This is a genomic window from Intrasporangium oryzae NRRL B-24470 (genome assembly GCF_000576595.1).
Taxonomy (GTDB): Bacteria; Actinomycetota; Actinomycetes; order Actinomycetales; family Dermatophilaceae; genus Intrasporangium_C; species Intrasporangium_C oryzae.
The window spans coordinates 1-21,312 of record NZ_AWSA01000062.1 but is presented as its reverse complement, the minus strand read 5'-3'; the positions used below and the strand labels follow the sequence as shown (position 1 = coordinate 21,312).

The following is a 21,312-nucleotide window of genomic DNA, read 5'->3' as shown; positions in this document are numbered from 1 at the left end:
GGGCGGGAGCGGGGGACGGCATACGAGAGCGCCCCGACCCACGAACGGTCGAGGCGCTCCGGCTCTGGGCCGCGCGGCGCTCAGCGCTTCCGCGTGCCGAAGATGCTCCGGGTGATCTCGCGGCCGATCACCGTGCCGGCCGATCGGAGCATCGACTTGAACGCCGAGGACTCCGCGACCTGCTCGATCAGGCTGGGCTCCTCCTTGGGGGCGGCCTGGCGCTTCGGCGCGGGCGCAGGCGCTGGCGCGGCGGCAGTCGGGGCGGGAGCGGCCGCCCCGGGCGCCGCGGCCTCGGGCGCCGCCTGGAGGCGCTTGGCGAGCATCTCGTAGGCGGACTCGCGGTCCTGGACGTCGGCGTACTTGGTCTTGAGGGCCGAGGCGTTGATGACGCCGTCGATGGTGGCCTGGGGTGAGGGGTCCATGAGGGAGTTGGGGGCCTTCATCCGCGTCCACGCGACGGGCGTCGGCACCCCCCGGTCAGACAGGACGGTCACCACGGCCTCGCCGATGCCGAGGCTCGTGAGGAGCTTCTCCATGTCGTAGGCCGTGCGCGGGTAGGTCGCGATCGCCTGCTTGAGCGCCTTGGCGTCGTCGGGGGTGAAGGCTCGCAGCGCGTGCTGGACGCGGTTGCCGAGCTGGGCGAGGACGCCGGACGGCACGTCCTTGGGCGACTGCGTCACGAAGAAGACACCGATGCCCTTGGAGCGGATGAGCCGAACGGTCTGCTCGATCGCGTCGAGGAAGGCCTTGCTCGCGTCGTTGAAGAGCAGGTGCGCCTCGTCGAAGAAGAAAACGAGCTTGGGCTTGTCGAGGTCGCCCTCCTCCGGGAGGTCGTGGAAGAGGTCGGCGAGCATCCACATGAGGAACGTCGAGAACAGCTGCGGCCGGTCCTGGACCTGTGGCAGCTCGAGGCAGGAGATGAGCCCCTTGCCGTCGGGCGCCGTCCGGAGCAGGTCGCTCGTCTCGAACTCGGGCTCGCCGAAGAAGGCACCCGCGCCCTGGTCCTCGAAGGTGATGAGCGAGCGGAGGATGACCCCGGCCGTGGCGCTCGAGAGCCCACCGAGGGCCTTGAGGTCGGCTTTGCCCTCGTCGGAGGTGAGGTGGGTGATGACGGCCCGCAGGTCCTTGAGGTCGAGCAGGGCCAGGCCGTTCTTGTCGGCGTAGTGGAAGATCAGCCCGAGGCTGCTCTCCTGCGTGTCGTTGAGTCCGAGGACCTTTGAGAGCAGGGTGGGGCCGAAGCTCGTGATCGTCGCCCGGATCGCGATGCCGCTGCCCTTGCCGCCGAGCGTGAAGAACTCGGTGGGGTATGCCGTCGCCGTCCATGCCATGCCGACGTCGGTCGCGCGCTCGGTGATCTTGTCGCCGCCCTCGCCCGGGGTCGCGAGGCCGGACAGGTCTCCCTTGAGGTCGGCGAGGAAGACGGGGACGCCCTGCTCGGACAGCTGCTCGGCCATGAGCTGGAGGGTCTTGGTCTTGCCCGTCCCGGTCGCGCCCGCCACGAGTCCGTGCCGGTTGAGCACGCTGAGCGGGATCTGGACGGGAGCGTCGGCGTGCGCCTCGCCGTCGACCACGGCGGCCCCGAGCTTGAGCACGGGGCCATCGAAGGCGTAGCCGGCCCGGATCTCGTCGATCTGCGTGCTGTTCGCTGCGGGTGCGTCGGTCACGTCTCGAACAATAGCCGTCGGCCCGGCGACTTCACGGGGTTCGGTGTCTATGCTGACCGGGTGATTTTCAAGGCCGTCGGAGACTCCCGCCCCTACCCGGACCACGGACTGGAGAGTGCGAAGGACTGGTCCAACGTGCCTCCCCGTGTGGTCCAGCTCGGTGAGCTCATCACCACGAAGAGCACGCTCGACCTGCGCGGCCTGCTCGCCGACGACTCGACGTTCTACGGCGACCTCTTCCCGCACTGCGTCGAGTGGGAGGGCGAGCTCTACCTCGAGGACGGTCTCCATCGGGCTCTTCGCGCGGCTTTGCAGCAGAGACCTGTTCTCCACGCGCGAGTCCTCGTACTCTCCTGACACAGGAGCCTCATCCGACCCGAGGCTCCCGCGTTGGCGATGACGGCAACGAGGAGCGCGATGACGGAGCTCGAGGACCCCAAGGTCCACTCCTACCGGGCGCGCCGCAGGCGGCGCTCGGCCATCACGCTCGTCGTCCTGCTGGCCGCCCTCGCCGGGGCGTTCTACTACGCCCAGAGCTACTGGAACGCCTCCGAACCCAAACCCGGCCCGTGCACGACCGAGACGCCGACGGTGGCGCTCTCGCCCGCTGACGTCTCGATCAACGTCTACAACGCGACGAGCCGCAAGGGCCTGGCGCTCGCGACGTCGAAGGTGGCCGTGCAGCGGGGTTTCAAGATCAAGGCGGTCGGCAACGACCCGAAGCAGGCGACGATCACCCAGGTCGCCCAGATCCGCTACGGCCCCCAGGGGCTCGAGGCCGCCAAGGTCCTCGCGGCCCAGGTGCCGGGCTCGGTGCTCGTCAAGGACGGGCGTGGGGACGACACGGTCGACCTCGTCGTCGGCAACAAGTGGAAGGCGTTCGGCCCCGTCCCGAAGCCGGTCGTCACCGACGCCCTGCCTCCGTGCCCGACCACACCCGTGGCGAGCTGAGCCCACGGACCGACGCCGACATCGACGCCGACGCCGACGCGGTATGCCGCCGGGCCGCGTCCGTGACCACGCCCCGGCGGTGGGGGGTGGCGTCACGAACGCGGCCCAGCGGCATACGGCACGGTGCGAGCGGTTGACGGTCAGCTGACCGGCGTCGCCGCCTGGACGAACTCGTTGGTGTACGTCCTGCTCAGGTCGATCGACTTGCCCTGGACCTTGGGGTTGAACTCGCCGAGCACGGCGAGGCAGGTCTTGGGGCCGTCTTGGGGCATGAGGCCGGTCGGGTTGAAGATCCCCTTCTCGCTCGTGAGGGCGGCGACGTAGGCGTCCTTGCCGACGCCCTTGTAGTAGTCGGCCGGCATCTTCGCGGCGATGTCGGCGGCGCTGTGGGACTGGATCCAGGCCAGGGTGGAGACGTAGGCGTTGACGAGCTTCTGGACCGTCGCCTTGTTGCTGTTGACCCAGTCGGTCTGCATGTAGAGCGACGTCGCCGGGTAGGTCCCACCGAGGGCGGCCTTGGACCCTTCGGCCGTGCGCATGTCGAGGAGGACGAACGCGGTGCCGTCCGAGAGGGCCTGCGAGACCGTCGGCTCGGTCGTCATGCCGCAGTCGATGGCCTTCTGCTTCATGGCCGCGATGAAGGTCTGGCCCGCGCCGACGCCGCGGCGGGTCTCCTGGGACGGGTCGACGCCGTTCTTCTTGCTGAGGTACTGCGTCAGGAAGTCGGTCGAGGAGCCGGTGTCGGTGATGCCGAGCGAGCGCCCCTTGAAGTCGGCCGGGCTCTTGACCGTGCCCTTGAGGTCGCTGCGGCACAGCTCGACCTCGCCGGGGATCTGGAGCATCGAGACGACCGCCTCCGACGACTTGCCCTGCGCCTGGAGGGCGATGTTGTGGTCGTAGAAGCCGCCGACCCCCTGCACCTGCCCGGCGAGCATGTTCTGCGTCGCGTCGCCGCCGGCCGGCTCGTCGACGAGGTCGACGTTGACGCCGGCCTTGTCGTAGTAGCCGAGCTGCTTGGCCAGCATGAAGGGGAGGTAGATCTGCTTGCTGAGGCCGCCGACCATGATCGTCACGGTCGGGGCGCTCGCGTCGTGCTGGGTCGCGGCGGCGGGCGAGCCGGAGGCGCTGTTGGCGCAGGCTGCCATCGTCGTGGCCGCGAGGAGCGCGGCGCCTGCGGCGCCGATGCGCTTGGTGTTCATGGAGCTCTCCTTTGAGTCTGTGGATGAGGGGTATGCCGCTGGGCGGGCTGGGTCTGGGGGGCTGGGTCCGCGGGGGCTGGGACTGCCGGAGTTGGGACAACCGAGGCTGGGTCTGCCGGCGTGGGCTCGGTGGCTACTCGATGGCGGCACCCCCGTGGGTCTGCGGGGGCCGCCAGCGCAGCAGGCGCCGCTCCAGGAGGGTGATGAGCGACTCGGCCGTCAGGGCGATCACCGCGACGAGGACCATCCCGGCGAGGACGCCGTTCATGTCGAAGTTGTTCTGCGACGACCGGATGAGCAGCCCGAGGCCCTGGTTGGCCCCGAGGATCTCGCCGACGAGGGCGCCGATCAGCGCGAACCCGAAGCTGATGTGCAGGCTCGCGAGGATCCACGTGAACGCGGAGGGGAGCACGACGTCGCGGGTGACCCGCCAGCGGGAGGCTCCGAGCAGCCTGGCGTTGGCGATGAGGTTGCGGTCGACCTCGCGGGCGCCCTGGAAGGCGTTGAAGAAGACGCCGAAGAACACGAGGACGACGGCGAGCACGACCTTCGACTGGATCCCGAAGCCGAAGGCGACGGTGAAGATCGAGCCGAGGATGATCCGGGGGATCGAGTTCGCGGCCTTGAGGAAGGGCGCGAAGATCTCGGAGAGCAGGTGGATCCGGCCGAGCGCGATGCCGAACACGATGCCGAGGATGGAGCCGATGACGAAGCCGAGGACGGCCTCCTCGAGGGTGACGAGGATCTGGTCTCCGAGCGAGCCCTGGCTCGTGCCGACGGTCACCCAGTCCTGGAGGTCGGCCCAGACGCCGCGTGGCTCTCCCCAGAAGAAGGGGTCGACGATCTTGGCGTTGACGCAGAGCTGCCAGGCTGCGAGCAGGGCGACGACGACGGCGAGGCGCACGCCCGCCAGCCCGAGCCGGCGCCGGTTGGCCCGGCGGCGGGGGGAGGCGGCCCTGGGGGTCGGCACGGCTCCGGGTGCCGAGGCGACGGCGCCGTCGGGCTGGACGCGGGTCGGGGTGTCGATCACGACGCCACCCCCGCCACCCGCGTCGTCCGCGCGTAGGCCTCGGCGACCTCGGCCCGGAGGGCCTCCCAGATCTCCCCGTAGAGCCGGGTGAAGCGGGGGTCGAGGCGGATCTCCTGCACGACGCGCGGTCGCGGCAGGTCGATCTCGAACTCCGCCTTCACCGTGCCCGGCCCGGCCGTGAGGACGACGACCTTGTCGGCGAGGGCGATGGCCTCCTCGAGGTCGTGCGTCACGAAGACGACGGCCGGCCTCGTCTGGTCCCAGAGGTGGAGCAGCTCGGTCGACATGATCGCCCGCGTCTGCACGTCGAGGGCGCTGAACGGCTCGTCCATGAGCAGGATCCGCGGCTGGTTGATGAGCGACTGTGCGAGGGCGACGCGCTTGCGCATGCCCCCGGAGAGCTGGTGGGGATAGCGGTCCTCGAAGCCGCTGAGGCCCACCCGGCGGAGCCAGTCGCGGGCGAGCGCGGCGGCCTCCGCCCGGCTCCGGCCGCGGTAGAGCGGACCGGCGGCGACGTTGTCGAGGACCGTGCGCCACGGGAACACGGCGTCCTGCTGGAAGACGAAGCCGGTCCCGGTGTCGATGCCCCGCACCGGCTCCCCGTGGACGAGCGCCTCACCTCGGGACGGGCGTTCGAGCCCCGAGACGAGGGTCAGGGTGGTGGACTTGCCGCACCCCGTCGGGCCGACGACGGCGCAGAACTGCCCGTCCTCGACCGTCAGGGACAGGTCCTCGATCGCGGTGTAGGTGCCGCCGTCCGCCGTGGCGAACTTCTTGGTGACGTTGCGTAGCTCGATGGCCGCCATGGGCGTCGCCCTTTCTCCTCGTTGAGTTGCGTCACGGTAGGAGTGGGGCCGTGGCGGCCGGAACCGTTGTGCGCGTTCGGTCCGATAGCCGCGATAGACATGGTTTTGTGCAATCTGCTCAGCCATGCTGGTGGCGACGCCAACGAGGGCGTCTCCGTGCCGTGGCTGCGAGGGTGCCCGGCTCGGTGTGAGCGGAGGAGAGGTATGCCGCGACTGGGCAGGACGTTGGCCGCGCGGATCCTGCTGGCCGTCCTCGGGATCGTCGTCGTGACGCTCGCCGTCGGTTTCGCCCTCTTCGCGAGGCTGACGAGCCAGACGGCCGACAACCGGGCCATCGAGCAGGCGACGGGAATCGCGGTCACCCTCGGGCGCGTCCCGCAGGTGGCGCAGGCGCTCGAGGGCGGTGACCCCGGACACCTGCTGCCCCGGCTCGGGGAGCAGGTGCGGGCCGACACCGGGGCCTCCTACGTCGTCATCATCGACCGCACGGGCGTGCGCTGGTCCCACCCCAACCCGGCCCTCATCGGCAGGCGCGTCGAGGAGCCGGTGATGGCCCTCGACGGGCACGTGCACACCGGCATCAACGAGGGCAGCCTCGGCCGGTCCGCCAACGCCCGTGCGCCGGTCTTCGACGCCGCGGGCAAGCCGGTCGGGGAGGTGTCGGTCGGCATCCTCGAGTCGGAGGTGGACGTCCGCCTCGACGCTGAGTTCTGGGACATCGCCTTCTACAGCGCCATCGCGCTCGTGCTCGGGATCGCCGCGTCGCTCCTGCTCGCCCGGGCGATCAAGCGCGTGACCTTCGGGGTCGAGCCCGCCGAGATCGTCGCCCTGATGCAGGAGCGGGAGGCGATGCTCCACGGGATCCGCGAGGGCGTCCTCGCCGTCGACGCGAAGGGGGCGATCAACGTGCTCAACGACGAGGCGCGCCGCCTGCTCGGCATCGAGACGGCCCACCTCGGCCAGCGCGTCGAGGACGTCGTGCCGGAGGGCCGCCTGCGCCGGATCATCACCGGCGAGACCGAGGGCGCAGACCTCGTCGCGGTCACCGACGAGCACCTCCTCGTGCTCAACCGGATGCCCGTGACCGTGGCCGGGCGACACGCCGGCTGGGTCGTCACGATCCGCGACCGCACCGAGCTCGAGGCGCTCCTGCGCCAGCTCGACTCGGTGGAGGGCCTGTCGACGGCCCTGCGCGCCCAGGAGCACGAGTTCTCCAACCGGCTCCACGTGCTCTCGGTGCTCCTCGAGCTCGGTGAGGTCGGCGAGGCGACGCGCTACAGCCGTGAGCTCCAGGCTGAGACGGCGCTCGCCAGCGAGGAGATCCGGGCCCGGATCGGGTCCCCCGTCGTGGCTGCGCTGCTCCTCGCCAAGATGACGGTCGCGGCCGAGCGCGACGTCGTCGTCCGCCTCGACCCGGCCAGTCGCCTCGAGGCCGGCCAGGACGAGGACCTGCCCGTCGTGACCGTGCTCGGCAACCTCGTCGACAACGCCGTCGATGCCGTCGCGGACGACCCGCGCACGGTAGGCACCCAACCGCGGGGCGAGGTCGTCGTCGCCCTGACGTGCACCGGGGGCGCGCTGCACGTGTCCGTGACCGACACCGGACCCGGCATTCCCTCCGACCGCCTCGCGGAGGTCTTCGTCGACGGGTACTCGACGAAGCAGCCCCGAGGGTCGATGCGTCGGGGCGTCGGCCTCGCCCTCGTCCACCGCCTCGTCACCCGGGCCGGGGGCACGATCGAGGCGAGCTCGCCGGGCGGCGCGCGGTTCGACGTCGCCCTTCCCCTCCGGGTCCGCGAAGGAGTGGCATGATCCGCGTCCTCGTCGTCGACGACGACTACCACGTCGCCCACGCGCACGCCCTGAGCGTGGCGCGGGTGCCCGGCTTCACCGTGGTGGGGGAGGCCCACACGGGCGCCGAGGCGCGCGACCTCGTCGCCTCGGAGGCGCCGGACCTGCTCCTGCTCGACATGTACCTGCCCGACTTCAGCGGCCTCGACCTCGTGCGGCAGGTGGCGGCTTCGGGTGAGCGGGTTCCCGACTTCCTCCTCGTCACCGCCGCGCGCGACATCGAGTCGGTGCGCACGGCGATGCAGCTCGGCGCGTTCTACTACCTCGTCAAGCCCTTCAGCTTCGCCGCCCTCCGCGAGCAGCTCGAGTCCTACCGTGCCTGGGTCGAGCGGCTCGACCGAGCTCCGGAGGCCGACCAGCACGTCGTCGACGCCCTCTACAGCCTCCGCGGCACACCCTCGCGGCGCGCCTCCGCCACCGCGACCCTCCAGCCGACGATGGCCCGGGTCCTCGAGATCGTGTCAGCGGCTCCGGCGCCGATCGGCGCCGCCGAGGTCGCGGAGATCCTCGGCGCGAGCCGCCCGACCGCCCAGCGCTATCTCGCGGGGCTCGTCAAGAAGCAGCTGCTCGACCTCGACCTCAGCTACGGCACCACGGGGCGGCCGGAGCACCGCTACCTCCCGCGCCGCCGCTGACCGCCCACCGTGCCGACCCGGCCCACGAGCCCGTATGCCGCCGGGCTCGGTTCGCGTCGGCACCCCAGCGGGTGGGGGCGGGGATGCGAGCCGGGCCCAGCGGCATACGTCTCGGACCGAGCGGTCAGGAGGCGTAGGGCACGCGCTCCCAGGAGAGGACGTGGTCGGCCCCGGGGCGGTTGACCGTCACCTTGAGGAAGTCGACGTTGTTGCTCGAGCCGTCGACCGTCACGCGGGTGAGGTTCGCGGCCGAGCCCTCGACGCCGTAGAACCCGAGCCACTTCGAGCCCGCGGCGAGCGGGTGGTCGGCGTTGAAGACGTGGCTGTCGCCGTCGAAGAGGTACACCTCGCCGTCGAAGCGGCCCGACTCCTCGACGAGCGCCCGCACGAGCGGCTGGAACGCCGAGTCGTCGGCCCAGGTGACGGCGTAGGTCGGGTCGAACATGTCGGCCTGCTGGAAGAGGACGACCGCGCGGTCGTGCCGCTGGCGGGCGTCGGCGAAGGCCGCTCGGACCTGGTCGATCGCCGCGTCCATCCGGGCGCTCTCCTCCGCGACCTGCTCGGGCGTCGGGGTCAGGTGGCCGAGCTCGGGCCAGGGGAGCAGGCCGTTGTTGCTGCCGACGACGTGGATCGTGGCCATGGTGAGGCCCTGCCGCCGGAGCGACACGTTCTCGGGGAAGCCTCGACCGGCCTGCGAGTCGACCGTCACGGGGTCGGTGCCGAGCGTCGTGCCGGGGTGGTCGAAGAAGGTCGAGCGGATCGTGGCGAGTCGCTCGAGCGGGTCGTAGGTGCCGTTGTTGGTCCGGTGGCAGTCGGTCCACTCGTTGTCGCCCGGCGTGTAGACGAGGGGCATCGTGAAGCGGTCGAACTGGGCGCGGATGAAGGAGAAGTAGGCGTTCGTGCAGGCCGTGGAGCCGTTCTTGATGTCGCCGACGTGGAAGGTCAGGGACAGGTCCGGCTCGGCGTTGATCCGGTCGACCATCCCCGGGAACGCCGCGACCTGGGCCGAGCCATAGGGAACGTCGCCGATGACGCCGAACGAGTAGTGGCCGTCCTTCTGCTGTCCCGGCGCGTCGGAGGCGACGGCCGCGGCCGGGACGGCGAGGAGAACGGCGGCGACGGCGACGGCGGCGAGCGGGGTGCGGGCTGGGAGTCTCGGAGTGCGCATGGACCATGTCTCCCGTACCCGGGTGAACGCGACATCCCGGTCGTCGTGAACACGGCGTGACGGCTGGGCTGCGGGTTCAGTGCCGCCGCCCGATGCGCGCTCCCAGAGCTCGGTCAGAGCTCGGTCAGAGCTCGGTCAGCGTCGCCACCATGAGGGCCTTGATCGTGTGCATCCGGTTCTCGGCCTGGTCGAAGACGATCGAGGCGGCCGACTCGAACACGTCGTCGGTCACCTCGAGCTCCTTGACACCGAACTGCGCGTGGACGTCCTGGCCGACCTTCGTCTCGAGGTCGTGGAAGGCCGGCAGGCAGTGCATGAACCTCACCTGCGGGTTCCCCGTGAGCGCCAGGAGCTCGGCGTTGACCTGGTACGGCGTGAGCAGCTCGATGCGCTCGGCCCAGACCTCCTTCGGCTCGCCCATCGACACCCAGACGTCGGTGTGGACGAAGTCGACGCCCCTGACCCCCTCGGCCACGTCGTCGGTGAGCGTCACCCGCGCACCCGACTCGGCGGCATACCGCTGGGCGATCGCCACGATGGCGGCGGAGGGCCAGAGCGATCTCGGCGCGACGATCCGCACGTCCATCCCGAGCATCGCGCCCGTGACGAGGAGCGAGTTGCCCATGTTGAAGCGCGCATCGCCGACGTACGCGTAGGCGATCTCGGAGTCCGGCTTGCCCGCGTGCTCGCGCATCGTCAGCGCGTCGCAGAGGGACTGCGTCGGGTGCCAGTCGTCGGTGAGGCCGTTCCAGACCGGGACCCCAGCCCACGCCCCGAGCGTCTCGACGATGTCGTGCGCGCCGCCCCGGTACTCGATGCCGTCGTAGAACCGGCCAAGGACCCGGGCGGTGTCCTTCGCCGACTCCTTGTGGCCGATCTGGGAGCCGCTCGGGTCGAGGTAGGTCGTGCTCGCGCCCTGGTCGGCGGCCGCGACCTCGAAGGCGCACCGCGTGCGGGTCGAGGTCTTCTCGAAGACGAGCGCGATGTTGCGGCCCGCGAGACGGCGCTCCTCGCGTCCCTCGCGCTTGGCGGCCTTGAGGTCGGCGGCGAGGTCGAGCAGGGCACGGAACTCGTCGGGGGAGAGGTCGGTCTCCTTGAGGACGTTGCGACGGTGGAGGGCGGCGAGCGTCATGGACCGATGCTGTCAGGGCGCTCGCAGGCACGGCAACGCGGTCTCGTTCGCGGGTCGAGCGGGCCGGTCCGTGCCGATTTCATCCCAGGGGCCCTGCTCCGGTAACCTCCCCCACGGAGGATTCGCATAGTGGCCTAGTGCGCACGATTGGAAATCGTGTTGGGATAAAACCCTCGGGGGTTCAAATCCCCCATCCTCCGCCAGATGACTGTGGCCCCCTTCGCGTGCGACGGGGGCCACAGTCATATCGCGCTTCGGGGCACTGGCTGCGCTTCGGGGCACGGACCGCCGTGCGAACCGCGGTTCCCGGCACGAAGCGCAGCCCGTGTCGACCGAGGCCGGGGCGGGCGCCGCACGCTCCCCGGCCATCGCGGGGGCCCGCATTTCCGGCTGACGCGGCTCACGGCATACACTGACCGACGGCACCCCGCGTGGTGGTACCTCTCCGAACTCCCCCAGGGCAGGAATGCAGCAAGGGTAGGAGAGCTCTTCCAGGTACGCGGGGTGTCCTCGTTCCCCGGCAGGGCGCGTATGCCGCTCAGCGGGCCCGGGCGGTCGTCGTGCCGACGCGCAGGGCGACCGGCTGCGTCACCGGCCCGGGCTGCTCGCCGTCGAGGGTGCGCCGGACGAGCTCACCGAGGAGGCGGCCCTTCTCGTGACCCTGCTGGTCCATCGTCGTCAGCCGGTGCGCGAGCCAGGGAAGGTCCACGCCGTCGAAGCCGGTCACGCTGAGGTCGTCGGGTACGCGCAGGCCGAGGTCCTCCGCCGCGCGGATGACGCCGGCGGCGATGACGTCGGACTGGGCGACGATCGCCGTGGGGCGGTCGAGCGGGTCGACGTCGAGGAGGATGCGGCCGGCGACGAGGCCGCCCTCGACGGAGGACCCGTCACCGGTCTGGAGCGCGGGTGCCTCGTCCCCGAAGACCTCGCGGAAGCCCTCGAGCCGGCCCTTCGAGGCGACGTAGCAGGCGTCGCGCAGCTCGGCGGCGCTCACGGGACCGGCGACGCTCGTCGGCGACATCGGCATCGTGACGGTCGCGACCCGGCGGTGGCCGAGGTCGTGGACGTAGCGCGAGATGGCGGCACCGGCGGCCCGCTCGTCGATGCGGACGTGGGTGACGCGCGGGTCGTCGGGGACGCTGGTGCCGAACATCGGGATGCCGCGGGCGGCGAGGTGGTCGACGGCCGGGTTGCCCTCCGGCCCGCACAGCGAGAAGACGACGGCGTCGAGGGCCAGGCCGGCGAGCTGCGGGACGATCGCGTCGGGGTGGCCGGTCTGCTGCCCGATGAGGAGCATGCCCGAGGGGATCGTGTCGAGGACCTCGGCGATGCCGTCGAGGACGCTGATGGCGAAGGGATCGCGGAAGGCGACACGGAGCCGGCCCTCGACGAGGACGCCGACGGCACCGGCCCGACCCTGGCGGAGCGAGGAGGCGAGCGGGTTCGGCCCGGTGAAGCCGACGGCGCGCGCGGCCTCACGGACGCGCTCGGCCGTCGTGTCGGCCACCGGGCCCTTGCCGCTGAAGACGAGCGATGCCGTCGAGACGGAGACGCCGGCGCGTTCGGCGACATCGCGCAGCGTGGCTCGGGCTTGACCGGTGGGGGACATGGGAGGCATGCTATCGAATCGATTCGAGTCGAAACGATTCGACCATGCTGAGCCTCGACCGGAGGCGCCCGACACGAGAGGCTGGTCCCATGTCCGCCGCCGCCCAGGCCGCACCTCCCGCGCCGCCGACCCCCATGGTGCGCACGGCGCGCACGGCCGTCTTCACGGCCTTCGCGCTCAACGGCGCGGCCTTCGCGGCGTTCGCCTCGCGCGTCCCCGACATCAAGCACCAGCTCGACCTCACCGCTGGTGAGCTCGGCCTCACGCTCCTCGCGGCCTCGCTCGGCTCCGTCATCGGTCTGCCGATCTCGGGGTGGCTCGTCCACCGCTTCGGCGCCGCGCGGTCCCTCATCGGCGCGGCCGTGGTCCAGGCCGCCGGAATCCTCCTCGTCGGCGCCGGCATCGACGTCTGGCAGAACCGGGTCCTCGTGTCCGCGGGACTCTTCCTCGTGGGCATCGGCACCGGCATCTTCGACGTGTCGATGAACCTCGAGGGAGCCTCGGTCGAGCGCCTCCTCGGCCGGTCGATCATGCCCCGCTTCCACGCGGCCTTCAGCGGCGGCACGGTCGTCAGCGCCCTCATCGGCGCGGGCCTGTCCTACCTCCACGTCCCCGTCGCGGCCCACCTCGCCGGAGTCGTCGTGCTCATGGCGATCATCTGTCCCTGGTTCCTGCGCGCCTTCCTCCCGCGCTCGGTCGAGGTCGACGAGCACGAGGGCGACGCCGAGGCGGGGACGGGCAAGGCCGGCATCGGGGCGGCCTGGCGTGAGCCGCGGACCCTGCTCATCGGCGTCGTCGTCCTCGCGGCGGCCTTCACCGAGGGCACGGCCAACGACTGGGTCGGTGTCGCCCTCTCCGACGGCTACGCCCTGCCGCGGTGGGCCGGAGTCCTCGGCTTCGCCGTCTTCCTCACGGCGATGACCGCGGGTCGGCTCTTCGGCACCAAGGTCCTCGACCGGCACGGTCGCCTGCCTGTTCTCCGGGTCCTCTTCGTGTCGGCCGTCGTCGGCTGCGCCCTCGTCGTGTTCGGCGGGCCGGTCCTCGCCTTCGTCGGCGCTGCGGTCTGGGGCGTCGGGGCGAGCCTCGGCTTCCCCGTCGGCATGAGCGCCGCCGCCGACGACCCGCGCCGCGCCGCCGCCCGGATGAGTGTCGTCTCGACGATCGGCTACACGGCGTTCCTCGCCGGGCCCCCGCTCCTCGGCTTTCTCGGCGACCACGTCGGGGTCCTGCACTCGCTCCTCGTCGTGGGAGCGATGGCTGTCGTCGCCCTCGCCGCGCTGCCCGCCGTGCGCGAGCGGCCCTCCTCCGACACCGAGGCCCCGAGCGTCTCCGCCGCCGTCCGGCAGTGACCCCCGCCGCATCTGCGGGCGCCTGCGCCCACGGCGGCAAGCCGGAGCCCCGGCGGTGAGGCCTCACCGCCGGGGCTCCGAAACGTCACGGTCACCGGACCGTCACAGGCCTCCGCGGTCGTACGTCTCGCCGTAGTACGCGCCCAGGCGGTCCCGGTAGGCCGGGTCCTCCATCGACGCGTTGGCGAGCTCCGGGGAGTCCTTGATCTGGTCCTTCGTCCGGTCGACGAAGACCTTCTCGTCGTCCCAGTCGATCCGCTCGATCGTCCCTGCCGGAAGCATGACCTTCCGACCGAAGATCCACGGACCGGTGTCGACAACGAGGTGGCTCGCTCCGACGTCGGCCGTCGCCTCATCGATCTTGCCGATGTGGCCGTCCGTGGCGTGCACGGAGAATCCGACGAGGCTGGTGCTCGGGTCGGACATCTCGGCGCTCTCCCGATAGTTCCATGCGTCCCAGGTGTGGGTGCTCATGGCTTTCTCCTCTCGTTCGAGTGTGTCGTGCCCCCCTGTCGTACCCACCCGGGCGGACCGCTAACGGTGGATTCGCCCCGATGTCGACAGACGTCTCGCTGTCCGTTCCCGCCTGGACACCATGACCAGCCCGCGACGAGGTCGCTGGACAGACTGCTCAGAAGTACTCGCTCAATGAGGGCGTCCCGGCGAAGATCGCGTCGAGCGCCCGGTCTCCCTCCGCTGATCCCCCGGTGACGAGGCCCGCCTGGCGCAGCCGCGACATCGTCCACCCGCACCACAGGCCGGCGAGCCCGCGCGGTCCCACGTGGGCCGGCTCCCCGTCCCGTCCGTATGCCGCTGGGCTCGCTCCCGTGGACCGGTCCTCCGCCGCGCGTGACCAGGAGGATCCCTCGGTGGCGAGCGCGTCGGTGGTCTGTGCGTCGTAGCCCTGCACCCGCGTCGCGGTCCCTCGGCCGCCGGTCACGGCGATCTCCCAGGTCCCGTCGCAGGCCGGGCTGTCGGGATCGGTGACCGCGAGTCGGGCCGTCGCCGTGACGTGCGGTGTGAAGCCCCGCGCGGCCATGGCCGGAGCGAGGTCGACGAGGCGGAGCATCCACGGCTGCTCGGTCACGGCCTCCTCGGGGAGCGCCCCGAGGGTGAGCCCGACGGGGTCGCGCGGCTCGACCTCGACCCGGACGACGGGCGCCGCGGACGAGCCCGACCCGACGACGGACCAGAGCGCCGCCGCGGTGGCCCGGGAGCCGGCGACGAGGTCGTGGACCGTCAGGGAGCCCTCGACGAGCGAGTAGGCGACGAAGCCGTCGTCGGCCACGTAGTAGAGGTAGCCCTCGTCGGCGACCTGGCGGCGCCACCACTCGACGTCGTGCAGCGTCGAGCCGCTCAGCGCGTGCCGCTCGTGGTGGGCGCGCAGCAGGGAGTGGACGTGCTCGGCGTCTGCCGGCCGCGCGGGCCGTGGACGGACCCCGTCGGCCGCCGGCCGCAGGTCGCGAAGGGCGTGAGCGGCATACGTGCGGCGGGACAGGACCCCGCCCACCTCGTAGCCCACCCCGCGGTAGAGCGTCGCCGTCGTCGGGAAGAGGCACGACACGACATCGCCGAGCTCGGCCATCCGGGCGACGGCGGCGCGCATGAGCAGGGACGCGACGCCCCGGCCGCGGGCGCTCGGCTCGACGTAGACACCGGCGATGCCGCCCATCCGCAGGTGGCGACCACCCCACGCCTGTTCGTAGGGCCGGATGCGGGCCGCCCCGAGGATCGTGTCGTCCGCGTCGACGACGGCGAGCATCCGACCGCCGAGGGTCTCGTCGGCGACCCGCCGCCACCAGGCGTGTCCGCCGATGCCGAGCGGGCCGAAGGACCGGTTGCGGATCGACAGGACGGCGGGCAGGTCGGTCTCGACGACGTCACGGGTGCGCAGCTCGTTCATGGCGCCAACGTAGCGGCGGCCCGGGGCGGAGCCCGGCTCGACGGGCGACGGGGCGCCAGGGCCGCAGTGCGGCGGGGGCGCCCTCAGACCCGGTGCTCGATGGAGAGCCGCTCCATCCGCGAGAGCCCGAAGGCGACGACGGCGGCGACGAGGGCCGCCACCCAGAGGATCCCCTCGGGGGACCGGCGCAGGCCCCACGTCGCCAGGGTTCCCACGACGAGCACGAGCAGGCTCGGCATGAGGTACCAGAGCACGAGCATCATCGGACCGGAGTCGGGGCGGAGCGACATCGAGGGCGGCGTGCCGCGGAAGGCCGCGACGAGATGGGCGCCCGCCAGCAGCGCCACGAGGGCGAGGACGGTGAGGCCGGCCGAGACCGGCACAGAGCCGGTGGTCGCGGCGACGACCAGGCCGACCCCGAACGCCCCGAGCGTGAGGCCCGTCGGCACGACGAGGTGCGCCAGCCCCTCGGACCTCACCGTCGTGCCGAGGAGGGAGGGTGTCCCGACGTTGTCGGCCTGGAGGCGCAGGCCCTCGGCCCACGCGCCGAAACCGAGGTAGGCGGGCACCAGGCCGAGCGAGGCGGCGAGGACCGGGGCCGCCGAGTGCGTGATAGCCCACACGATCACCGCCGTGCCGATGACGGTGAAGACGACGCCGGTCCACAGGTTTCCCGGGACCCGGCGCAGGCCGAGCAGGTCGCGACGGATGACGACCGCGACCGGGCCCCCGGCACGCAGGCGCGCGTGGCGGGCGTGCCGGACCGGCCTCGCCAGCTGGAGCCGCGCGGTGCGCAGGTTGCCGGCGAGGACCGATCCGCCGATGGTCGAGGTGTTGGCCGAGTGGGTGCGCAACGAGTCGGCGTGCAGGGCCCGGAGCGCCCGGCGCGGACGCACGAGGAGCCGTGGCCCCCGGTCGCGACCGGGCCACGAGCGGACCTGTCCCCACAGCCAGAGGGCGGCGGCCAGCCGGCCGAGGACGGCGCCCGCGAGGACGGCCAGCCCCGCGGCATACCACGGGGCCACCCCGGCGAAGGCGAAGCCAGCCCCGAGGGTCGCCCCGAGGAGCGCGCCGCCGAAGATCGAGCCGCCGAGCGAGAGGCGCCACCAGCGCCGCACCGACAGGGCCCGGTCGACCGGGGTGGTGACGACGTGGTCGATCCACGGAAGGGGCGGCACGACCGGGCCGCGGAAGCCGCCCGCGGAGTAGACGCCCCAGAGGGCGGCGCCGACCGCGAGGACGAGGGCGCCAAGAGCGACGGGTGAGGAGAGCTGGGCCCGCAGCCACGCCGGGTCGCTCGTCCGGAACGCCGCCTGGACGATGGGGAACCCGTAGGCGATGGCGGCAAGGACGGCGACGTAGCCGGCGTACCACGCCTGCCGCCGGCCCTTGCGCGCCGCGTCCCCGCCGATGACCCAGTCGGCCTGACCGATGAGCTCCTCGTCGTCGACCTCCGTCGTGGCGGTCGAGGGCGGGGTGGCCTCGGCCCTCATCGAGCCGGGACGACGTCGACGACCCGGCCGGCGAGCGACTCGGTCAGGACGGGGTCGTGGGAGGCCATGACCACCGTCGCCCCGGCCGCCGTCCGCTCGCGGATCAGCTCGGCGACGGTGCCCCGCTTGGCGGTGTCGAGGCGCTGCTCGGGCTCGTCGAGGAGCAGGACGGACGCCGGCCGCGCGAAGGTCAGGGCGAGGCGGAAGAGCTGCTGCTGGCCCGAGCTCAGCTCGTGGGGGAACCGGTCATCGAGGTGCTCGATGCCGAAGCGGCCCATCAGCTCGAGACCGCGATCGTCGGACGTGCTCGGGTCACCGCCCCACGTCGAGTCGACGAGGACGAGGTGGTCGATGAGGGTGAGGTCGCGGTAGGTCGTCGGCGCGCCGAGCAGCGCCCCCACCGCCGCCCGGATGCTCGGGTCGCGCTCGTCGGCCGTGGCCCCGCCGATCGTCGCCGTGCCGACGGTCGGCTCGAGGAGACCGCCGATGATGCGGAGCAGCGTCGTCTTGCCGGCGCCGTTGGGTCCGCGGAGGACCACGCACTCGCCCGGGTCGGCGCGGACGTCGGTCGGCGCCAGCAGCGTCGTCGTGTCGATCGTCTTGCCGACGCCGCTCGCGCGGACCTCGCCGGCCAGCACGGTGATCGTCCCCATGGCGGCTCCCTCACTTGGTCGAGAGGGCCACCGTATGCCGCCGGGCTCGGTGTGGCCTGAAAAGCGCGCTTGTCGGTCTCACCCCTCCCGTCGGGCGAGGGTCAGCGCGAAGTCGCCGTCGCGGTCGGTCCAGACCCGCGTGACGCCGAAGCCGACGGCCGCCAGCTCGTCGCGGAGACGGTCGGGGCGGAACTTCGTCGAGATCTCGACCCGGATCTCCTCGCCCTGGAACAGGTCGAACGTGATGCCGGCACCGGGGATGGCCACGCGCTGCGGCATCTCGGCCCGCAGCCGGAGGTCCATCCGTTCCATCCGTGGGTCCCAGAAGGGCACGTAGGTGAACGCGTCGAGGTCGAAGTCGGCCCCGAGTTCGCGGTTGAGCACACGGAGGCAGTTGGACACGAACGCGGCCGTGACCCCACGGCTGTCGTCGTAGGCGGCGATGATCCGCTCGGGGCTCTTGACGAGGTCGGTGCCGAGCAGCAGCCAGTCGCCCGGGTCGAGGCTGTCGGCGAGCGCCCCGAGGAAGGCCGCACGCTCCTCGACGTAGAGGTTGCCGATCGTCCCGCCGAGGAAGGCGACGAGCCGCCGGTCGCCGCGGGGCAGGTGCCCGAGGTGGAGGGTGAAGTCGCCGACGACGGCCTCGACGCGGATGGACGGGTAGCGCTCCGACAGCTCCTTCGCGGCCTGACGCAGCGTCGCGTCGGAGACGTCGACCGGGACGAAGCGGGCGAGCCGGCCGCGCGAGGTGAACGCGTCGAGGAGCAGGCGCGTCTTGTCGCTCGTGCCGCTGCCGAGCTCGACGAAGGTCGTCGCGTCGCAGGCCGCGACGATGTCGTCGGCGTGCTCGCGCAGGATGGACCGCTCGCGCTCGGTGGGGTAGTACTCGGGCAGGCGCGTGATCTCGTCGAAGAGCTCGGAGCCGACGTCGTCGTAGAGCCACTTCGGCGGCAGGGTGCGTGGCTGCGACCCCAGCCCGCGGCGCACGTCGTCGACGAGCGCGCCGGAGGCCCAGTTCGGGTCGAGCACGACGGTGACGACCGGCTCCCGGCCCCGCATCAGCGGACCCCGCCGTCGGCGAGCCGGACTCCGGACAGCGCCCACCTCGAGCCGGGTGGGAAGAAGTTGCGGTACGTCGCGCGCGCGTGACCGGGCGGTGTGAGGGCGCACCCGCCGCGCAGCACCATCTGGCCGGACATGAACTTGCCGTTGTACTCGCCGATCGCGCCCGACGACGGCCGGTATCCGGGGTAGGCAAGATAGGCGGACGAGGTCCACTCCCAGCAATCGCCGTAGACCTGGCGGAGGTGCCCGGTGCTCGGGCCTGCGGCACGCGGGTGGTAGGTCTCGGTGTCGGCGAGGTTGCCGCCCGCCTCGGCGGCCTCGGCCTGGCCGTCGGCGACGACGGCGTGCTCCCACTCGCCCTCGGTCGGTAGGCGCTTCCCCGCCCACGCGGCATACGCGTCCGCCTCGTAGTGGCTGACGTGGCTCACGGGGAGGCCCGGGTCGACCGGCCACGTCCCGTTGAGGGTGTGCTCGAGCCAGACGCCGTCGACCTCGGTCCAGTAGAACGGGGCCCGCCAGCCCTCGGCCTGCACCCGCGCCCAGCCGTCGGAGAGCCACAGCTCGTGACGGGCGTAGCCCCCGTCGGCCATGAACTGGAGCCACTCGCCGTTGGTGACGAGGCGGTCGGCCAGGCGGTACGGCTCGAGCCACTGCTGGTGGAGCGGCAGCTCGTTGTCGAAGCCGAAGCCGCCGCCCCGGTGCCCGACCTCGACGAGGCCCCCCTCGACCTCGACCCAGCCGAGCGGGTCGGGCTCCGACGGCGCGCCGGGCGTCCCGGCGTATACCGGGCGGAGCGGGTTGACGGACAGGACGTGCTTGATGTCCATGAGGAGCAGCTCCTGGTGCTGCTGCTCGTGGTGGAAACCGAGCTCGATTGTCGAGGCGAGCTTGTCGAGCGTGCCGCCGTCGAGCGTCGTGACGAGGTCGCGCATACGGGCGTCGACATCGGCGCGGTAGAGCCCGACGTCGTGCACGCCCGGGCGACTGATGAGCCCGCGGTTGGGCCGGGCGTAGCGGGGGCCGACGCCCTCGTAGTAGCTGTTGAAGAGGAACCAGTACTGGTCCTGGTAGGGCGTGAAGGACGGCTCGTGGCCGGCGAGGACGAAGGTCTCGAAGAACCACGTCACGTGGGCTCGGTGCCACTTCGTCGGGGACACGTCCGGCATCGACTGGACGGTCTGGTCCTCGGGCGAGAGCGGGGCGGCGAGCGTCTCGGTGTGCGCTCGGACCTCGTCGTAGCGCGCGACGAGGGCGGCGGCGTCCCAGGTCGGGTCTGGCATGAGGTGACCTCCTCCGTCCGGTCGCTCAGGGCGCACGGTGCACCACGAGTCGGGGCGGACCGGGCTTCCTCGACTCTAGGCAGGCCCGCCGACACCCGCTCGCCGAGCGCGGAGACGTAAGCACCTGTTCACCTCTCGGCAGCCCGGTCCGCGGTCACGTCCGCACCGCCGGAACACCACGCGCACCGCGCGTCACACGGGCCGTGCGGCTCCCTCGACGGCCGGCCGAGCGGCATACCCCGGCGTCACCCCGGGCGGTTAGGGTTCGGTGCATGGCCACCGCCCTGTACCGCCGCTACCGGCCCGAGAGCTTCGCCGACGTCATCGGCCAGGAGCACGTGACGGAGCCGCTCATGCAGGCGCTGCGCACGGGGCGGGTCAACCACGCCTACCTCTTCAGCGGTCCACGCGGGTGCGGCAAGACCACGAGCGCGCGCATCCTCGCGCGGTGCCTCAACTGCGAGCAGGGGCCGACTCCGGTCCCGTGCGGGGTGTGCGACTCGTGCGTCGCGCTCGCCCGCGGCGGGTCGGGCAGCGTCGACGTCATCGAGATCGACGCGGCGAGCCATGGTGGCGTCGACGACGCCCGTGACCTGCGCGAGCGGGCGAGCTACGGCCCGGCGCAGAGCCGCTACAAGATCTACATCATCGACGAGGCGCACATGGTGACGCCGCAGGGCTTCAACGCCCTGCTCAAGATCGTCGAGGAGCCGCCCGAGCACGTGAAGTTCGTCTTCGCGACGACCGAGCCCGAGAAGGTCATCGGCACGATCCGCTCGCGGACCCACCACTACCCGTTCCGGCTCGTGCCCCCGGCCAAGCTCGCCGACTACATGCAGCGGCTCTGCGACCAGGAGGGCGTGAAGGTCGCGCCGGGCGTCCTGTCCTTCGTGACCCGCGCTGGAGGCGGCTCGGTCCGCGACTCGCTCTCCGTCCTCGACCAGCTCATCGCCGGGTCCGGCGATGAGGGCCTGACCTATGACGGCGCGGTCTCCCTCCTCGGCTTCACCGACGGCGAGCTGCTCGACGCGACGATCGACGCGCTCGCTGCCGGCGACGGCGCGGCGACCTTCCGGCAGGTCGACAAGGTCATCGAGTCCGGCCACGACCCGCGGCGGTTCGTCGAGGACCTCCTCGAGCGGCTGCGTGACCTCATCATCGTCGCGGCCGTCAACGAGGGCGCCGGCCAGGTCCTCCGCGGCGTGCCCGAGGACCAGCTCGAGCGGATGCGCGTCCAGCAGGCCGCGTTCGGCCCGGGTGCGCTCTCCCGCGCGGCCGACATCGTCAACGCGGGCCTGACCGAGATGACGGGCGCCAACTCGCCGCGACTGCAGCTCGAGCTGATCTGCGCTCGCATCCTCCTTCCCGCGGCCTCCGGCGAGCAGGGGTATGCCGCTCGCCTCGACCGCCTCGAGCGCCGCCTCGACGTCGGCGGCGTCCCGAGCGCCGCGCACGGTTCGGGGTCGGCGCCGAGCGCGCCACCGACTCCACCCGCCCCGGCGCGGGAGGCGGCCTCCGCTCCGG

19 protein-coding genes, 1 tRNA gene and 1 other RNA gene are annotated in these 21,312 nt (G+C 72.1%); 8 read left to right on the top strand and 13 right to left on the bottom strand.

Annotated features, from left to right (window positions below):
• Window positions 1–80: 80 nt before the first annotated feature.
• Window positions 81–1,664: a helicase HerA-like domain-containing protein gene (locus N865_RS19180; protein ID WP_034809548.1), complete on the bottom strand. Its 1,584-nt coding sequence runs from the start codon at window positions 1,662–1,664 to the stop codon at window positions 81–83.
• A gap of 60 nt (window positions 1,665–1,724) precedes the next feature.
• Between N865_RS19180 and N865_RS19175 the strand changes: the two genes are divergently transcribed.
• The gene (locus N865_RS19175; RefSeq protein ID WP_034809547.1) at window positions 1,725–2,021 is read left to right on the top strand and encodes a type II toxin-antitoxin system VapB family antitoxin; all 297 of its coding nucleotides are present in this window, start codon (window positions 1,725–1,727) and stop codon (window positions 2,019–2,021) included.
• 60 nt (window positions 2,022–2,081) lie between these two features.
• The gene (locus N865_RS19170) at window positions 2,082–2,615 is read left to right on the top strand and encodes a LytR C-terminal domain-containing protein (protein WP_034809546.1); all 534 of its coding nucleotides are present in this window, start codon (window positions 2,082–2,084) and stop codon (window positions 2,613–2,615) included.
• Window positions 2,616–2,755: 140 nt separating this feature from the next.
• Here N865_RS19170 and N865_RS19165 read toward each other — a convergent pair whose 3' ends face one another.
• From N865_RS19165 to N865_RS19155, 3 genes are all read right to left on the bottom strand, one after another.
• Window positions 2,756–3,814: an ABC transporter substrate-binding protein gene (locus tag N865_RS19165; RefSeq protein WP_034809545.1), complete on the bottom strand. Its 1,059-nt coding sequence runs from the start codon at window positions 3,812–3,814 to the stop codon at window positions 2,756–2,758.
• 133 nt (window positions 3,815–3,947) lie between these two features.
• On the bottom strand, window positions 3,948–4,844 hold the full coding sequence (locus N865_RS19160; RefSeq protein ID WP_211244932.1) for an ABC transporter permease: 897 nt from the start codon (window positions 4,842–4,844) through the stop codon (window positions 3,948–3,950).
• Window positions 4,841–5,650 (bottom strand): ABC transporter ATP-binding protein, encoded by an 810-nt coding sequence (locus N865_RS19155; RefSeq protein WP_034809544.1) that lies wholly within the window; start codon window positions 5,648–5,650, stop codon window positions 4,841–4,843. The genes N865_RS19160 and N865_RS19155 overlap by 4 nt, the downstream gene beginning before the upstream one ends.
• 204 nt (window positions 5,651–5,854) lie before the next feature.
• Here N865_RS19155 and N865_RS19150 point away from each other — a divergent pair, with 204 nt between their 5' ends.
• A complete protein-coding gene (locus N865_RS19150) occupies window positions 5,855–7,462 on the top strand; it encodes an ATP-binding protein (protein WP_034809543.1) in 1,608 nt (535 codons plus the stop codon).
• Window positions 7,459–8,136 carry a response regulator gene (locus tag N865_RS19145; RefSeq protein ID WP_034809542.1) on the top strand — a complete coding sequence of 226 codons (678 nt, stop codon included), beginning with the start codon at window positions 7,459–7,461 and terminating at the stop codon, window positions 8,134–8,136. The genes N865_RS19150 and N865_RS19145 overlap by 4 nt, the downstream gene beginning before the upstream one ends.
• Before the next feature lie 124 nt (window positions 8,137–8,260).
• Here the strand turns inward: N865_RS19145 and N865_RS19140 are convergent, their stop codons facing one another.
• Together N865_RS19140 and argF are read right to left on the bottom strand one after the other, a co-directional pair.
• Complete coding sequence (locus tag N865_RS19140; RefSeq protein WP_034809541.1) at window positions 8,261–9,304, bottom strand: hypothetical protein; 1,044 nt, start codon at window positions 9,302–9,304, stop codon at window positions 8,261–8,263.
• Between the two features lie 124 nt (window positions 9,305–9,428).
• A complete protein-coding gene (argF, locus tag N865_RS19135; protein ID WP_034809539.1) occupies window positions 9,429–10,436 on the bottom strand; it encodes an ornithine carbamoyltransferase in 1,008 nt (335 codons plus the stop codon).
• A 115-nt stretch (window positions 10,437–10,551) separates the two neighbouring features.
• Here argF and N865_RS19130 point away from each other — a divergent pair.
• Window positions 10,552–10,639: transfer RNA gene (locus N865_RS19130), tRNA-Ser, on the top strand.
• A gap of 215 nt (window positions 10,640–10,854) precedes the next feature.
• An RNA gene (gene ffs, locus N865_RS22420) (signal recognition particle sRNA small type) lies at window positions 10,855–10,951 on the top strand.
• Between the two features lie 23 nt (window positions 10,952–10,974).
• Here ffs and N865_RS19125 read toward each other — a convergent pair.
• Window positions 10,975–12,045, bottom strand: a complete 1,071-nt coding sequence (locus N865_RS19125; protein ID WP_084328386.1) for a LacI family DNA-binding transcriptional regulator — start codon at window positions 12,043–12,045, stop codon at window positions 10,975–10,977.
• 89 nt (window positions 12,046–12,134) lie between these two features.
• Here N865_RS19125 and N865_RS19120 point away from each other — a divergent pair, with 89 nt between their 5' ends.
• Window positions 12,135–13,394 carry an MFS transporter gene (locus tag N865_RS19120; RefSeq protein ID WP_051511081.1) on the top strand — a complete coding sequence of 420 codons (1,260 nt, stop codon included), beginning with the start codon at window positions 12,135–12,137 and terminating at the stop codon, window positions 13,392–13,394.
• 102 nt (window positions 13,395–13,496) lie between these two features.
• Here the strand turns inward: N865_RS19120 and N865_RS19115 are convergent, their stop codons facing one another.
• From N865_RS19115 to egtB, 6 genes are all read right to left on the bottom strand, one after another.
• The gene (locus N865_RS19115; RefSeq protein WP_034809536.1) at window positions 13,497–13,868 is read right to left on the bottom strand and encodes a hypothetical protein; all 372 of its coding nucleotides are present in this window, start codon (window positions 13,866–13,868) and stop codon (window positions 13,497–13,499) included.
• Between the two features lie 157 nt (window positions 13,869–14,025).
• Window positions 14,026–15,297, bottom strand: a complete 1,272-nt coding sequence (locus N865_RS19110) for a GNAT family N-acetyltransferase (RefSeq protein WP_034809534.1) — start codon at window positions 15,295–15,297, stop codon at window positions 14,026–14,028.
• 83 nt (window positions 15,298–15,380) lie between these two features.
• Window positions 15,381–16,790 carry a hypothetical protein gene (locus N865_RS19105; RefSeq protein WP_051511079.1) on the bottom strand — a complete coding sequence of 470 codons (1,410 nt, stop codon included), beginning with the start codon at window positions 16,788–16,790 and terminating at the stop codon, window positions 15,381–15,383.
• A complete protein-coding gene (locus tag N865_RS19100; RefSeq protein ID WP_034809532.1) occupies window positions 16,787–17,443 on the bottom strand; it encodes an ABC transporter ATP-binding protein in 657 nt (218 codons plus the stop codon). The genes N865_RS19105 and N865_RS19100 overlap by 4 nt, the downstream gene beginning before the upstream one ends.
• Before the next feature lie 78 nt (window positions 17,444–17,521).
• Window positions 17,522–18,502 (bottom strand): L-histidine N(alpha)-methyltransferase, encoded by a 981-nt coding sequence (egtD, locus tag N865_RS19095; protein ID WP_034809526.1) that lies wholly within the window; start codon window positions 18,500–18,502, stop codon window positions 17,522–17,524.
• Window positions 18,502–19,788, bottom strand: a complete 1,287-nt coding sequence (gene egtB / locus N865_RS19090) for an ergothioneine biosynthesis protein EgtB (protein ID WP_034809524.1) — start codon at window positions 19,786–19,788, stop codon at window positions 18,502–18,504. The genes egtD and egtB overlap by 1 nt, the downstream gene beginning before the upstream one ends.
• Window positions 19,789–20,060: 272 nt before the next feature.
• Here egtB and N865_RS19085 point away from each other — a divergent pair.
• Window positions 20,061–21,312: DNA polymerase III subunit gamma and tau (locus tag N865_RS19085; RefSeq protein ID WP_157557781.1), on the top strand; the 1,252-nt coding region annotated here is incomplete at its 3' end.

Coding starts and splice junctions, on each gene's coding strand:
- N865_RS19170 (WP_034809546.1), top strand. CDS start 2,082: ATGACGGAGCTCGAGGACCCCAAGGTCCACTCCTACCGGGCGCGCCGC.
- N865_RS19165 (WP_034809545.1), bottom strand. CDS start 3,814: ATGAACACCAAGCGCATCGGCGCCGCAGGCGCCGCGCTCCTCGCGGCC.
- N865_RS19155 (WP_034809544.1), bottom strand. CDS start 5,650: ATGGCGGCCATCGAGCTACGCAACGTCACCAAGAAGTTCGCCACGGCG.
- N865_RS19150 (WP_034809543.1), top strand. CDS start 5,855: ATGCCGCGACTGGGCAGGACGTTGGCCGCGCGGATCCTGCTGGCCGTC.
- N865_RS19145 (WP_034809542.1), top strand. CDS start 7,459: ATGATCCGCGTCCTCGTCGTCGACGACGACTACCACGTCGCCCACGCG.
- N865_RS19140 (WP_034809541.1), bottom strand. CDS start 9,304: ATGCGCACTCCGAGACTCCCAGCCCGCACCCCGCTCGCCGCCGTCGCC.
- argF (WP_034809539.1), bottom strand. CDS start 10,436: ATGACGCTCGCCGCCCTCCACCGTCGCAACGTCCTCAAGGAGACCGAC.
- N865_RS19125 (WP_084328386.1), bottom strand. CDS start 12,045: ATGTCCCCCACCGGTCAAGCCCGAGCCACGCTGCGCGATGTCGCCGAA.
- N865_RS19120 (WP_051511081.1), top strand. CDS start 12,135: ATGTCCGCCGCCGCCCAGGCCGCACCTCCCGCGCCGCCGACCCCCATG.
- N865_RS19115 (WP_034809536.1), bottom strand. CDS start 13,868: ATGAGCACCCACACCTGGGACGCATGGAACTATCGGGAGAGCGCCGAG.
- N865_RS19110 (WP_034809534.1), bottom strand. CDS start 15,297: ATGAACGAGCTGCGCACCCGTGACGTCGTCGAGACCGACCTGCCCGCC.
- N865_RS19105 (WP_051511079.1), bottom strand. CDS start 16,790: ATGAGGGCCGAGGCCACCCCGCCCTCGACCGCCACGACGGAGGTCGAC.
- N865_RS19100 (WP_034809532.1), bottom strand. CDS start 17,443: ATGGGGACGATCACCGTGCTGGCCGGCGAGGTCCGCGCGAGCGGCGTC.
- egtD (WP_034809526.1), bottom strand. CDS start 18,502: ATGCGGGGCCGGGAGCCGGTCGTCACCGTCGTGCTCGACCCGAACTGG.
- egtB (WP_034809524.1), bottom strand. CDS start 19,788: ATGCCAGACCCGACCTGGGACGCCGCCGCCCTCGTCGCGCGCTACGAC.